Source organism: Amycolatopsis sp. A133, assembly GCF_031082405.1.
Lineage (GTDB): Bacteria > Actinomycetota > Actinomycetes > Mycobacteriales > Pseudonocardiaceae > Amycolatopsis.
On the sequence record NZ_JAVHJU010000049.1, the window covers coordinates 61450 to 74351 of the forward strand.

Here is a 12902-nt window from a genome sequence, read left to right on the forward strand (position 1 = left end):
CACCTCCGTGTGGTGGTCGATCACCACTACCGACGAGCCGGCCGGCGAAGGGGTTGAGGCCGGGACCTCGATCTCTTCGAATTACCCCGATCGGCTCAACGACGGACGGTCAGTGCTGCGCCGCGGGCACCGGCCGCGCGACGCCGAAACCGCCGTACGGTCCGGCTTTCACGCGCTTGCGGACCTCGTCGAAGTGCCGGTGCACCGCTTCGGCGGCGGCGTCGGCGTCACCCAGCACGAGCGCGTCCACGATGGCCTGGTGCCGTTTCGCGACGGCCGTCGCGGACGTCGCCGGCCCGCCGAGCTCGGCTTCGGCGATCCGGTACACGTCCCAGAACAGCCCGGTGAGCTCGCGGGCGAGGTCGAACCCGGCCTCAGCGCAGATGAGGTCGTGGAACTCGCGATCGGCTTCCGCGGCGTCCGGGCCCTTGCGCCGCATCCGTGTCACGCACGACTGCAGCTGTTCGACCAGTTCGGGCCGGTGGTCGGCGGCGACCCGGCGGGTCAGCTCGGTCTCCAGCATTTCCCGCACCTCCAGCAGATCGCGCAGCCGCCCGACGTCGGTCGCGCCGCGTGCGCGGGTGCGGAACAACAACCACGTCTGCAGCGACGCCGAACCGGCGGACCCGACGAACGTGCCGTAGCCGTGGCGGATCTCGACGATGCCGAGGGCCTGCAGGGCCTTGATAGCCTCGCGGATGGAGTTGCGGCTGACGCCGATGTCCTCCATCAGGCTCAGCTCGGTGGGCATGGGCGCTCCCGGCGGGAGCTCCCGCTCGACGATCAGGTCGATGATGCGTTTGGTGATCTCTTCGCTGCGCTGCGGACGGGCCACTGCTGTCCTCCCCGGTGGGCCATGGGAGGACATCCTACGTCATACCTCCAGTCTTACGCCGCTCATAGGACGTCCCACGTCCTAGTCCTCGGCTCCTCCAGCGAGGGCGCCTTCCTGCCCGACGCCCAGCGCCGCTTCGTCGTCGAAACGACGGTCGACCAGGTCGCCGGCCGCGTCCCGGCGCTCGCGGGCTGTATCGACATGACGACGTTGCGGCGCCGCCGCAGATCCCGTTGAACGACGAGGAGCTGGTGCGGATCAAGGAAGAGCTCGTCGAAGCCGGGCTGCTCTGACGGCTACTTCTTCCGCGCCTTCTTGCAAGCCTCATCGACGGCTTCCAGGAACTCCTTGACCTTCGCGCGCTTCGGGTATTCGTAGCAGAACACGTTGCCGGGCAGCTTGTCGGCGAACAGCGGCACGTTCGTGACGATTTCGGTGGGTGCATCCGAGGATTCGAAGACGACCTCACCGAGGTGCCACGCCGTGGCGTCCTTGTGGCGGACGGTGAGCGTCTCGACCCGGAAGTGGTGGTCGGTGTTGTCGGGAGCGATTCCCCAGACCTTGGTCGCAATGCGGAGCGTCACGGTCCGCCCGTCGAAGCTGATCTTCCGGCGTCTGGCCGTGATGGGCTTGGGGTGCACGGTGTCTCCCGAAACTCAAAGCGTCCGGCAGGTGAGCGCCGGGCGGGCGTCGGCACTTCCGTTCTGCGTCAGGGCGATCAGGCCGAACGTCGTCGTCGCGTCCGCGTCGAGCTTCGCGTTCCAGGCGGCGTTTTCGACCGTCACCGTCGAACCATCGACCGTGAAGGTGCCGTTCCACAAGCCGCTGATGCGGTGACCGGCGGGCAGCGTCCAGCGCACGCTCCAGCCGGAGAGCCCCGCGTCGCGGTCGTTGCGCACCGTCACCTGCACCTGGTAGCCGCCGGGCCAGGAGTTCGTCACCTCGTAGCGGGCGGCGCAGCCCAGCTCGGCCGTCGTCGTGGGCGCCGGGCTCGGCGTCGACGGGGCCGGGGGAGCGGACGAGACCGGGGCGGCGACGCTGGTCGTGCCCTCCGGGACGAGCACCGTGCCGATGACGACGCCGAGAGCCAGCAGCACCGCACCGGCGACGGCCGCCAGGACGAGCCGGCGCCGCGGGCGGCGGACGCGCAGCAGCCGGGTTCCCGCCCGGGGCCGGGGGCGCGGCGGCGGCAGCGGACGGCCGCCGGTGACCGCTTCGAACAGCTCCTGGACCTCCGCCATCGCCGGGCGCGCTCCGGGATCCCGCTGCAGCATGCGGGTCAGCACCTCGGCGAGCGGCCCGCGGTGGCGCGGCGGGATGATCTCCTCCTTCGCGACGCGCAGGAGCAGGGTGATCGCGTTGTCGTCGCTGCCGAACGGCGGCGTGCCCTCCAACGCGCGGTAGAGCGTCGAGCCCAGGGAGAAGACGTCGGCGGGGAAGCCGGCTTCGCGGCCGCCGGCGACTTCGGGCGCCAGGTAGGCCGGTGTGCCCGCGATGAACCCGCCGCCGGTCACGGCGCTTTCGCCGGTGGCGCGCGAAATGCCGAAGTCGGCGATCTTGGCGATCCCGGACTCCCCGAGCAGGACGTTGCCGGGTGTGACGTCGCGGTGCACGACACCCTCGGCGTGCGCGGCGGCGAGCGCGGACGCGATCTGCGCGCCGATGCGCGCCACCTCTTCGGCGGGCAGGCTTTCCCGGTCGAGGAGGATCTCCGCCAGGCTGCGCGACGGCAGGTACTCCATCACCAGGTAGGGCTCGCCGGCCTCCTCGACGACGTCGTGCACCGTGATCGCGTGCGGGTGCCGCAGCCGCGCCGTCAGCCGCGCTTCGCGCAGGGCGCGCAGGGCCGCCTGATCACCGGCGGCCGGCCCGATGGCCGCGTCGTAGTCCAGCTGCTTGACCGCGACGACCCGGTCGAGCCGCTCGTCGCGGGCACGCCAGACGACGCCCATCGCGCCCTGGCCGATCCGTTCGGCCAGCCGGTAGCGCCCGGCGATCAGCTCTCCTGCGTCGGTCACGCGACCTCCCCGGCCTTCCCTCCGAACACACGGATGCGGGTGGCGATCGGTTCGAGCTTAACGACCTGTCCGCCGGTTCGCCGACGGACAGGTCGTGCGCTCACGCGCCGGGCCGGTGCAGCTGGTCCCACGCCGGGACGTACGGCGCGAAGCGCAGCTTCATCCCGGCCTCGGCCGGCAGCTTGTCCGCCTTGCGGGCGTTGCAGCTGCGGGCCGTGCCGCCGCACGCGGCCACCGTGTTGAGCCAGTCGGTCCGGGCGCCGCCGCGGCTCAGCGGCGTCACGTGGTCGATCGTGGTGGCGCGCTGCCCGCAGTAGGCGCAGCGGTACCCGTCCCGGACCAGCACGCCGCGCCGGGACCAGCGCGGCGGCTGCGTATATCGCCACTTCATGACGACGTAGCGCAGCAACCGCACGATCTTCGGGCGCGGGAACAGCCCGTAGGCGAGACCGTCTTCGGCCTCGTGGATCTCGGCGACGTGCCGCACGAGCATGCGGATCGCGTGCGGGACCGAAACGGTCTGCAGCGGCTCGTAACCGGCGTTCAGGACGAGCACCTTCACAGCGCACCTCTTTCGACGATGGGGACGCGGGAAGCACGGCTTCCCGCTTGGGTGAATCATCGTCGCCGAGCGGCTTGACCTGCGTCAATCTGTTTCATCGCAGGGGATGCGCGCGGAAGAACCGCCAGATGACCGGTGTTGCGTCGATGACCGCGGGCGTCGCGGAATCGTTGTTCGGCCGGGTGCTGGGCCAGACGTGCCCGGCCCCTTCGACGCGGTAGTGCTCGAGCGCGCCGCGCCGGTCGCAGCCGAGCCACTTCTGAGCGACCACCCCGGCGACCGGCGTCCACGACACCGGATCGGGCCGGCAACCGTCCCTTGTGGACCAGGCCGCCAGCCAGTCCGGGATCGCGGGCAGGCCCTTCGCCGGATTGCCGGGGTAGGGGATCGTCGTGTCGGCCGTGCCGTGGAAGTCGAGGACCGGCACCGGCCGGCTCGGCCGGCAGGCGCCGCCCTGCGGGTAGAACGCGCCGGACACCGGGGCGAACGCGGCGATCCGCCCCGCCAGCCGGCACGCCAGCACCCCGACGAACCCGCCGCCGTTGGACTTCCCGGCCGCGTAGATCCGCCCGGGGTCGACGCACAGCGAGCGCTGCAGGGCGTTCAGCAGGTCACCGGTGAACAGCACGTCGTCCGCGGCGGCCGAATAGGGCGCCCCGGTCCAGGCGGACTCGCCGTCGGTGCCGATCAGGCCCTGCGGGTAGACCGCGATCGCGTCCAGCGCCGAGAAGCCGGACAGCTCCTCCTGGTACTGCGACGTCCGCTTGTGCCCGTGGAACGACAGGACCACCGGGTACGGCCGCCACGGGCGGTACCCGGCCGGCAGGTGGACGGTGTACTCGCGGTCGAGGCCGCCCGAGGTCACGTGCCGCGTGGTCGTCACCCCGGCCGGGAACCCGGGCGGCCGCCCGCAGCCGGTGGTGGGAACGGGGTGGTCGGCGAGGCCGGCCGCGGCGGCGGGCGCGGCGAAGGCGGTGGTCAGGGCACAGGCCGCGGCGAACACGGCCACCCACCGGGGGAAGCGTCCGGGCACTCGATCCTCCTTGATCGGCAGCGGGGCGTGGCCAGCATCACACCGGGAGCGGCCGGGCGCTGCATTGCGTTCATAAAGTGCACGGTCGGAAACCGCCGGACCCCCTCGGTAGGATCGACCCCGGCCTCGGCCCTTGACCACGCGGAAAGGAATGGAAGTGACTGCCCCGATCGAGACGCTGGAGTTCCAGTCGGAAGCGCGTCAGCTGCTCCAGCTGATGATCCATTCGATCTATTCGAACAAGGACACGTTCCTGCGGGAACTCGTGTCCAACGCCTCTGACGCCCTCGACAAGCTGCGGCTGGAGTCGTACCGCGACAAGGACCTCGAGGCGGACACCGCCGACCTGCACATCGCGATCGAAACCGATCCCGAAGCGCGGACCCTGACGGTCCGGGACAACGGCATCGGGATGACCCGCGAGGAGGTCGTCGCCCTGATCGGGACGATCGCCAAGTCCGGCACCGCCGACTTCCTGACCAAGCTGAAGGAGGCGAAGGACGCCGCGGCGTCGCAGGACCTGATCGGGCAGTTCGGCGTCGGGTTCTACGCGAGCTTCATGGTCGCGGACAAGGTCACCCTCGTGACCCGCCGCGCGGGCACCGCCGAGGGCGTGCGCTGGGAGTCGACCGGCGAAGGCACCTACACGATCCAGCCGGTCGAAGACGCGCCCCAGGGCACCGCGGTCACGCTGCACCTCAAGCCCGAGGACACCGAGGACCACCTCTACGACTACACGTCCCCGGCGAAGATCCGCGAGATCGTCAAGAAGTACTCCGACTTCATCACCTGGCCCATCCGGATGAAGGGTGACGGCGAGGACGCCGAGGCCGAGACCGTCAACTCGATGAAGGCGCTGTGGGCGCGCTCGTCGAGCGAGGTCTCCGAGGACGAGTACCACGAGTTCTACAAGCACGTCAGCCACGACTGGCAGGACCCCCTGGAGACGATCCGGCTGCAGGCCGAGGGGACGTTCGAGTACCAGGCGCTGCTGTTCCTGCCCTCGCACGCGCCGATGGACCTGTTCCTGCGGGAGCGCAAGCGCGGCGTGCAGCTCTACGTCAAGCGCGTCTTCATCATGGACGACTGCGAGTCGCTCGTCCCCGAATACCTGCGGTTCGTCAAAGGTGTCGTCGACGCCCAGGACCTCTCGCTCAACGTCTCGCGGGAGATCCTGCAGCAGGACCGGCAGATCCAGCTGATCCGCCGTCGCCTGGTCAAGAAGGTCCTCTCGACGGTCAAGACGATGATGACCGCCGACGCCGAGAAGTACACGACGTTCTGGCGCGAGTTCGGCCGGGCGGTCAAGGAGGGCCTGCTCGACGACTTCGAGAACCGCGAGGCCATCCTCGAGATCTCGTCGTTCGCCTCGACGCACGACGCCGAGAAGCCGACCTCGCTGCGCGAGTACGTCGAGCGGATGAAGGACGGCCAGCAGCACATCTACTACATGACCGGCGAATCGCGGTCCGCGATCGAGAACTCGCCGCACATGGAGGCCTTCCGCGCCAAGGGCTACGAGGTGCTGGTGCTGACCGACCCGATCGACGAGATGTGGGTCGACGCGGTGCCGGGCTTCGACGGGAAGCAGTTCCAGTCGATCGCCAAGGGCCAGGTGGACCTCGAGTCGGAGGAGGACAAGAAGGCCACCGAGGTCGCCCGCGAACAGCAGAACAAGGACTTCGAGGGCCTGCTGACCTGGATGGGGACGGCCCTGGGCGAGACCGTCAAGGAGGTCCGGCTGTCGTCGCGCCTGACGACGTCGCCCGCCTGCATCGTCGGCGACACCCACGACCTGACCCCGACGCTGGAGAAGATGTACCGCGCGATGGGGCAGGAGCTGCCGCCGATCAAGCGCATCCTCGAGCTGAACCCGGAGCACGCGCTGGTGACGGGGCTGCGCGAGGCCCACACCGCGCGGCCGGACGACGAGGGCCTGGCCGAGACGGCCGAGCTGCTCTACGGCATGGCGCTGCTGGCGGAGGGCGGCGAACTGGCCGACCCCTCGCGGTTCATCAAGCTGCTCGCCGGCCGCCTGGAGAAAACGCTCTGACGTCCCCTCGGCGCTCGTGAGTGGTAAGGCGGCTTCTAACCCGCCTTACCACTCACGACAAGCCGGGGAGATCGGTCAGGGGGCCGCGTTCATCAGGTCCAGGGCGCTCTGCTGGCGTGCGGCGTCGGACTGGTCGAACGGGCCCGCCCACATCAGCCCGTACGCGTCCGCGCTGTTGCGGTCGTTCGTGTACGCCGAATTCGCCTGGCGCTGCAGGTAGCCCGTGTACGGGTGGTCCGCCAAGGCGGTGTTCAGCACCGCCAGGTCGCGGACGTAGACGCCTTTGAACGTCGGGCCGTCGAGGCCGCCGCCCCCGGCCGTTTCACCCGGGTCGCGCAGGATCCCGCCCGGGTTCAGCGCCGTGTTCGCCGTCGACGCGTTCGCCATCGCGCGGGCCTTCGTCAGCAGGCCCGCGTCGCCGGTGGCGCGGTACAGCTCGGTCAGCGCCGCCAGGGGCACCCCCTGGTTGTACGACCAGACCGGCTGGCCGTTGTTCGCGCAGGTCGACGTGGTCAGGCCGTCGTTGACCAGGTTCGAGCCGTTGATCATGCCGCTGCCCGAGAACCACGCCCACCCTGCGCGGGCCCGCGCCAGGTAGGCCGTGTCGCCCGGGATCCGGTTGTGCAGGGCTGCGTTCAGCTGGATGTACAGGGAGTTCGGGATCGCGTTCTTGTAGGTGCGGCTGGTGCTCCACCAGACCCCGCCACCGCAGACGCCGTCCCAGTACGCGTACATGTGGTCGGCGTCCGCGCGAGCGGTGTTCAGGTACTTGCTGTCGCCGGTCAGGTCGTAGGCGTCGACCCACGCGAGGCCCCACCACCCGGTGTCGTCGAGGTAGTCGTTGCGGAAGCTGCCGCCTTGGGCCGAGAGGTTCTTCGTGTACGTCGTGTCGATCGCGTAGCGGTAGCTGCCCATGCCGCTGACCCGGATGTTGTCGATGATCGCGGTGAGGGCGTTGGCCGAGTTCCACCACCCGGTCGTGTCGAAGAGGCCGGTGCCGAGGTTGTAGCGCTCCATCAGCGCGGTGGCGGCCGCGGTGCGCCGGTTCCCGGCGTTCCACGTCGGGCGGGCCCAGCCGGTGCAGGCGACGCTCCCCGAACCCGCGGGCTGCCCGCAGGCGCGAAGCAGGCCGACGCCCTTGTTCGCCCAGTCGTCGGCGTTGTGCATCAGGGTCCGCCAGCCGGTCGCGCCCGACGGTGTCGCGGTGTCGCCGAGTTTGCTGCCCGACGCCCACGTGCGCCCGGCGTCGAACGAGCGGTCCAGCCAGACGTGGTCGCCGGCCGCACCGCCGGTGATCGCCGCCCAGCCCATGTCGTCGCCGTCGTCGAGGTGCAGCGAGATCCTCCGGCCGCCGACGCCGGCCGAAGGGCCTTCGCGGTCGCCGGGGGACAACGCCGGATCTCTGGCGTCGCAGTACTTGTTGCAGATCGTCGCGAGCGGCGCGGCGGCGGGCGCCGGCGCCGGCGTCGGAGTGGCCGCGAGGACCACGGTCAGCAGGGGGACAAGGAAGTTCATCGGCCACCTTCCACGCTGAAGGGCGATGCTTCCATTTTCGGGAACTGATTTTATTGGTCCAGTCCTTTTGGTGGACAGATCTCGGACAGGAATCGTGTGTCGGCCGGGCCCGGGCGGGTATCCCGGACCCATGACGAACCTCGACGACACCACGACCGCGAAGCTCGACGAATTCGTGCTCGCCCGGCTCGCGGAGGACGAAGAGCGCGTCCGGGCGGGTGAGCTGCCGCTGATCGACGAGGCCGAACGGCGCGGGCGGCTGCGGATCATGTACGCCGACGGCGGCGACGGGCTGCTGCTCGCCGGTGGGCCGGTCGAGGCGATGGAAGACCGGCACCCGGTCCCGTTCGCCGAGAAGGCGGAGTTCCTGCGCCGCGAGATCCGCGACGCCCACGACGACGCGTCGGTCAAGCTGATCGCCTCCGTGTACGAGGCCCACCCCGACTGGCGCGACGACTGGCGTCCGTGACCCCGGCATGTCCGAGCGGGAGGACCGTCCGCGGATCTTCGCCGACCGGGAGGACGGCGGCCGCCGGCTCGCGGGCGAACTGGGGCGCCGCTCCTGGACCGACCCGCTCGTGCTCGGCCTCGCCCGCGGCGGGGTGCCGGTGGCCGCCGTCGTCGCGCGGCGGCTCGGCGCCGACCTGGACGTCGCGGTCGCGCGCAAGATCGGCGCGCCGGGCCGCCGCGAGTACGGCGTCGGCGCGGTCACCCCGGACGGCCCGGCGATCTACGACCAGGCCGCCCTGCGCGCGCTGAAGCTGACGGCCGCGCGGATGGCGCGGGCCGAAACCCGGGAGCGGGCGGAGGCGCGCCGCCGGCTCGAGCGCTACCGCGCCGGCCGGGAGCCGGTCGTCCTCACCGGCCGTGACGTCCTCCTCGTCGACGACGGGCTGGCGACCGGCGTCACCGCGACGGCGGCGTTGCGCGACGTCCGCGCGGCGCACCCGCGGACGCTCGTCTTCGCCGCGCCGGTCGCCGCCCCGGGTGCGGCGGCGCGGGTGCGGCTGGAAGCCGACGACGTGGTCTGCGTCTCCGAACCGCCGGGTTTTCGCGCGGTCGGCCAGTGGTACGCCGATTTCCGCCAGATGGGTGACGACGACGTGCTCGACCTGCTCGTCCGGTGACCCTCGTTGTTCCACAGAGGACAGACGGTGACTCGCTGCTCCACCCGGGTGGCCCGGGTTGACCGGCTGGGTGACGGGGTATCACCCGATGGGGGCACCGACCGGAAGGGCGGCAGCGGGATGACCGAACGCGACGGGCTCGGCGCGGCGGCGCGCGGGCTGCGGCAGTACCTGCTGGCCGTCGCGGCCAACCTGGACGTACCCGCCTGGTTCTGCGAAGTGGACGTCCCCGCCGGTGCGTACTTCGCGCTGGACCGGCGGCTCACCCGCTTCCCCGGCCACGAGACCGCACTGCTGTGGGACGAACGCGACGGCTGGTCCGCGGCCGTCGAGCCGGCGGGCGGGGACGAGGTGATCGTGCTCGCCTACCTCGGGGAGGACGTCTTGCCACCGCCCGAAGCCGTCGTGACGTTCGTGGCGGCCTTGTACGGCGAGCAGTACCCGGGACGCCCGGATGCCCCGGACTTCCGGAGACCCGGCGCCGCGGACGGCTTCGACGAACGCCTGGCCGCTTACGCCGGTGACCCCGTCGGCCAAGCCTGAGCCAGCCTCCGGGTCAGCGCGGCGGCAGCACGCAGAACTCGTTGCCCTCCGGGTCGGCGAGCACCACCCACGGGTCGTCGTCCGGATCGTCGAGGACCTTGGCCCCGAGCATCACCAGGCGCTCCACCTCCGCGCGCTGGTCCCGGCCCACCGGGGCCAGGTCGAGGTGCAGCCGGTTCTTGACGGCCTTTTCCTCGGGCACCGGCTGGAACAGCAGCGCGGGCCCGTCGTCGAAGTCGACTTGGCGGTAAGTCAGGCCGTGCGAGTCCGTCCAGGTGCGGGTTTTCGCGTTGCCGAGCGCCTTCGCCCAGAACTCGGCGAGCAGGTCCGGCTGACGGCAGTCGACCGCGACGGCCAGGATGCGGGCCGTGGTCATGCCCCCGCCACGATCCGGTTGACGGCTTCGGCGACCAGTTCCGGCTCGGAGACGGTCACCGTCAGGCCCGGGTGCCGCAGCCGCCCCCACGGGTCGAGGCCCGCGACGGGCTCCCGGAACCGCAGGCACACACCCCCGCGGGTGGTGGTGCCGAACGTCAGGCCGCGGTCGGCGAGGGAAAGCCGGACGCCGAACACGCGCAAAGCGTGGTACGGGCCGGTGGCTTCGGCGCCGGCGAGGTTGCTCAGCGGCGTTTCCACCCGCCACGGCCCGAACCGGACGCGCAGACCGGCGGCGTCCAGTTCCAGGCCGCTGCGTGGACCGAGGAGCCGCCGCAGCCACGGGAACCCGACGGCGAAGTCCGCGTGGAGCCGGTGGTGCACGACGACGGTGGGCTCGCCCACCGCCGCCGCTCCGCTCGTGGTCATGCGCCGCCACCCAGCGGCGGGACGTCGGCCGGGAGCTCGGGATCTTGCTGCTCTTCGGCGGGGGACGGGTCGTTGCCCTGCGGGGTCCCGCGCGGCTCGGCCTCCAGCGCGTCGTCTTCCCGGCGCGGATGCCGGTCGCTTTCGCGGTGCATCGGAACCTCCTTCAGGCGGTGTCCTCCGGCTACCCGGTGGTCTCCGGCCGAAACGACCGGGATCACCGCGAGCGCGCGGCGGCCCGGTTGACCGCCCGCGCGGCGACGATGCCGAGCACCAGCCCGGCGACCGCGGTGAGCCCGTGCAGCCAGTTGTCCGCCCAGTTCAGGTTGATCGGGTCTTCGGGGTTGACGATCGCGGTGGCGAGGATGCCGTACGCGGTCATCCCGGTGAAGCCCACGAACAGCACCCAGCAGTAGATGATCGCCCCGGTGCGCCGGGTCGCGGCGAGCAGCCCGAGCACGCCGACCGCCGTGTGGACGAGGTTCAGCAGCGGGCTCGCGCTGAAGATCCACACCGCGCGGCTGGTCTCGTGGCCGACCGCGGCGGTTTCCGGGGTCAGGAACCCGGCGATCCCCAGTGCGAGGTAGAGCAGCCCGAGGACGGCGACGACCGGGCGGAGCCAGGACGCTCCCGTCCGGGAGCGGATTTCGGCGGACGACATAGGTGCCTCCTTTGTCCTTCGCGTCCGGATACCCGCGGTAGCGAAGGGGAAACGGGGGAGTGGAAGGGGCCGGACGGCGGGCTGGGGGGTCCGCCGTCCGGCCCACGGCCGGGACCCGCGCCGGTCCCTGCAGCCAGGACGCGGGCCCCTGGTCTCAGGGGGAGCGCCAGTCGTGACCGCGGTACGCGGTTCCGTGCTGGGCGCCCATCAGCAGCAGCCCGCCGTCGACGACGAGCGACGTGCCGGTGATGTAGCCGGCCGCCGGGGTCGCCAGGAACGCGACCGCGGCCGCCACCTCGGCGGCGTGGCCGGGGCGGCCGAGCGGGATGCCGGGCCGGTCCTGCTCGCGCGGATCGGCGTCGGCCTGTCCCGTCATCGGCGTCGAGATTTCGCCGGGGGCCACCGAGTTCACGGTGATGCCGTGCTCGGCCAGCTCCAGGGCGAGCACCTGGGTCAGCGCGCCCGCGCCCGCTTTCGCGGCGCAGTAAGGGGCGGCGCCGACCCGGGGCACGTGCTCGTGCACGCTGGTGATGGTGATGATCCGGCCACCGCGGCCCGCGTCGATCATGTGCCGGGCGGCCCGCTGCGACAGGAGGAAGACCCCGTCGAGGTCGACGTCCAGGACCTGACGCCACTTCTCGAAGCTCAGGTCCGTCACGCGCTCGCTGCTGCCCGTGCCGGAGCAGTTGACGAGGACGTCGATGCCGCCGAGGTCTCCGGCGAACGCGTCGACGACGTCGGCGGCGCCGGGCAGCTCGGTCAGGTCGAGCCGCCGGACGTGCGCGGTCACCCCGTGCGAGCGGGCCTCGGCGGCGGTTTCCTCCGCGCCGTCGGCGTCCGAGTGGTAGGTGATGCCGACGTCCAGGCCGCCGCCGGCGAGGGCGGCCACGACCGCGCGGCCGATGCCGGAATCGGCGCCGGTGACGACGGCGCGCCGCGGCGAAGCGGCTTCGGCGGGCAGGGGCGCCGGGAGCGACACGGGCAGGTCCTTTCGTCACCGGTCGGCTACCACCGCCACCGGCGGCTAAACGCCACGGCCGGGGGTATCCCGTCCCGATGAGACCGGCCGTGCTGGACATCGGGTCGAATTCCGCGCAGCTGCAGGTGGTGGACGAACCGACGCTGCTCGCCGAAGAGCTCCTGCCGCGGACGGGATGCTGAGCGAGACCGGGATCGAGCGGGTGACGGCCGCGGTGCGCCGGGCCGTGGACGCGGCGGTGCGGCTGGTCGGCCGAGCGGCTGCTGCTGATCGACATCGGCGGCGGCTCGATGGAGCTGGTGCCCGGCCGGGACGCCGAGCCGGAGCCGGCCGTCTCGCTCCCGCTCGGTGCCGGCCGGCTCACCCGCGTTGCGGGAAGGAATCCTGTTGCGGCACCTGGAACAGCTCGCCGGCCAGACGGCGTTGCCGCTGCAACCGCTGACGCGGCACCCGGACGCGACGGTGCGCCCGCTTCACCCGGCGGGGGAGCAGCCCGTGCCGTCCTGAGCGTGTGTCGGGCACCGGGCGGGGTAACCGCGCCGTTCCCCGACGGAAGGAGTGCTCCCGTGAGCAAGCCGAACCCGATCGAACTGCAGAAGTACCTGTCCGGCGTCGACTACCCGGCGCAGCGCGACGACCTGGTGCGCGCGGCCGAGAAGAACGGCGCGGACTCCGCCACCCTGGACGTCGTGCGCGGGCTGCCGGACCGGACCTACGAAGGGCCGAGCGGCGTGAGCAAGGAGATCGGCGGCTGACGTGCCCGCGGCCCGGGCGC

At 71.7% G+C, this 12902-nt stretch carries 16 protein-coding genes and 1 pseudogene; 6 read left to right on the forward strand and 11 right to left on the reverse strand.

Annotation, left to right across the window (positions count from 1 at the left end; all coding sequences use genetic code 11):
- Positions 1-109: 109 nt before the first annotated feature.
- From Q5425_RS29735 to Q5425_RS29755, 5 genes are all read right to left on the reverse strand, one after another.
- Entirely contained in the window at positions 110-835 is a 726-nt protein-coding gene (locus Q5425_RS29735; RefSeq protein WP_308675647.1) for a FadR/GntR family transcriptional regulator, read from the reverse strand.
- Positions 836-1131: 296 nt separating this feature from the next.
- Complete coding sequence (locus Q5425_RS29740; protein ID WP_308675648.1) at positions 1132-1476, reverse strand: hypothetical protein; 345 nt, start codon at positions 1474-1476, stop codon at positions 1132-1134.
- 15 nt (positions 1477-1491) lie between these two features.
- Positions 1492-2853, reverse strand: coding sequence for a protein kinase domain-containing protein (locus tag Q5425_RS29745; RefSeq protein ID WP_308675649.1), 1362 nt, complete (start codon positions 2851-2853; stop codon positions 1492-1494).
- 100 nt (positions 2854-2953) lie between these two features.
- Positions 2954-3415 (reverse strand): HNH endonuclease, encoded by a 462-nt coding sequence (locus tag Q5425_RS29750; protein ID WP_308675650.1) that lies wholly within the window; start codon positions 3413-3415, stop codon positions 2954-2956.
- A 94-nt stretch (positions 3416-3509) separates the two neighbouring features.
- Entirely contained in the window at positions 3510-4448 is a 939-nt protein-coding gene (locus Q5425_RS29755) for a ferulic acid esterase (protein WP_308675651.1), read from the reverse strand.
- A gap of 157 nt (positions 4449-4605) precedes the next feature.
- On the opposite strand from Q5425_RS29755, the gene htpG reads away from it, so the two are divergent.
- Positions 4606-6501, forward strand: a complete 1896-nt coding sequence (gene htpG / locus Q5425_RS29760; protein ID WP_308675652.1) for a molecular chaperone HtpG — start codon at positions 4606-4608, stop codon at positions 6499-6501.
- Positions 6502-6576: 75 nt separating this feature from the next.
- Here htpG and Q5425_RS29765 read toward each other — a convergent pair whose 3' ends face one another.
- The gene (locus Q5425_RS29765) at positions 6577-8016 is read right to left on the reverse strand and encodes a glycoside hydrolase family 76 protein (protein ID WP_308675653.1); all 1440 of its coding nucleotides are present in this window, start codon (positions 8014-8016) and stop codon (positions 6577-6579) included.
- A gap of 130 nt (positions 8017-8146) precedes the next feature.
- Between Q5425_RS29765 and Q5425_RS29770 the strand changes: the two genes are divergently transcribed.
- The 3 genes from Q5425_RS29770 (at position 8147) to Q5425_RS29780 (ending at position 9686) form a co-directional block, all read left to right on the forward strand.
- Positions 8147-8485, forward strand: coding sequence for a hypothetical protein (locus Q5425_RS29770; RefSeq protein ID WP_308675654.1), 339 nt, complete (start codon positions 8147-8149; stop codon positions 8483-8485).
- Between the two features lie 7 nt (positions 8486-8492).
- On the forward strand, positions 8493-9143 hold the full coding sequence (locus Q5425_RS29775; protein ID WP_308675655.1) for a phosphoribosyltransferase family protein: 651 nt from the start codon (positions 8493-8495) through the stop codon (positions 9141-9143).
- A 120-nt stretch (positions 9144-9263) separates the two neighbouring features.
- Positions 9264-9686 (forward strand): DUF6292 family protein, encoded by a 423-nt coding sequence (locus Q5425_RS29780; RefSeq protein ID WP_308675656.1) that lies wholly within the window; start codon positions 9264-9266, stop codon positions 9684-9686.
- Between the two features lie 13 nt (positions 9687-9699).
- On the opposite strand, the gene Q5425_RS29785 is transcribed toward Q5425_RS29780, so the two are convergent.
- From Q5425_RS29785 to Q5425_RS29805, 5 genes are all read right to left on the reverse strand, one after another.
- On the reverse strand, positions 9700-10062 hold the full coding sequence (locus tag Q5425_RS29785) for a VOC family protein (protein WP_308675657.1): 363 nt from the start codon (positions 10060-10062) through the stop codon (positions 9700-9702).
- A complete protein-coding gene (locus Q5425_RS29790) occupies positions 10059-10490 on the reverse strand; it encodes a hypothetical protein (protein ID WP_308675658.1) in 432 nt (143 codons plus the stop codon). Before Q5425_RS29790 ends, Q5425_RS29785 begins: the two co-directional genes overlap by 4 nt.
- Positions 10487-10642: a hypothetical protein gene (locus Q5425_RS29795; RefSeq protein WP_308675659.1), complete on the reverse strand. Its 156-nt coding sequence runs from the start codon at positions 10640-10642 to the stop codon at positions 10487-10489. Before Q5425_RS29795 ends, Q5425_RS29790 begins: the two co-directional genes overlap by 4 nt.
- Before the next feature lie 62 nt (positions 10643-10704).
- Complete coding sequence (locus Q5425_RS29800) at positions 10705-11148, reverse strand: DUF4383 domain-containing protein (protein ID WP_308675660.1); 444 nt, start codon at positions 11146-11148, stop codon at positions 10705-10707.
- Between the two features lie 154 nt (positions 11149-11302).
- Positions 11303-12127, reverse strand: a complete 825-nt coding sequence (locus Q5425_RS29805; protein WP_308675661.1) for an SDR family oxidoreductase — start codon at positions 12125-12127, stop codon at positions 11303-11305.
- A gap of 257 nt (positions 12128-12384) precedes the next feature.
- Here Q5425_RS29805 and Q5425_RS29810 point away from each other — a divergent pair.
- A pseudogene (locus Q5425_RS29810) lies at positions 12385-12483 on the forward strand (hypothetical protein); the annotation flags it as partial.
- Between the two features lie 210 nt (positions 12484-12693).
- Positions 12694-12882 (forward strand): DUF2795 domain-containing protein, encoded by a 189-nt coding sequence (locus Q5425_RS29815; RefSeq protein WP_308675662.1) that lies wholly within the window; start codon positions 12694-12696, stop codon positions 12880-12882.
- The last annotated feature ends 20 nt before the right edge of the window (positions 12883-12902 follow it).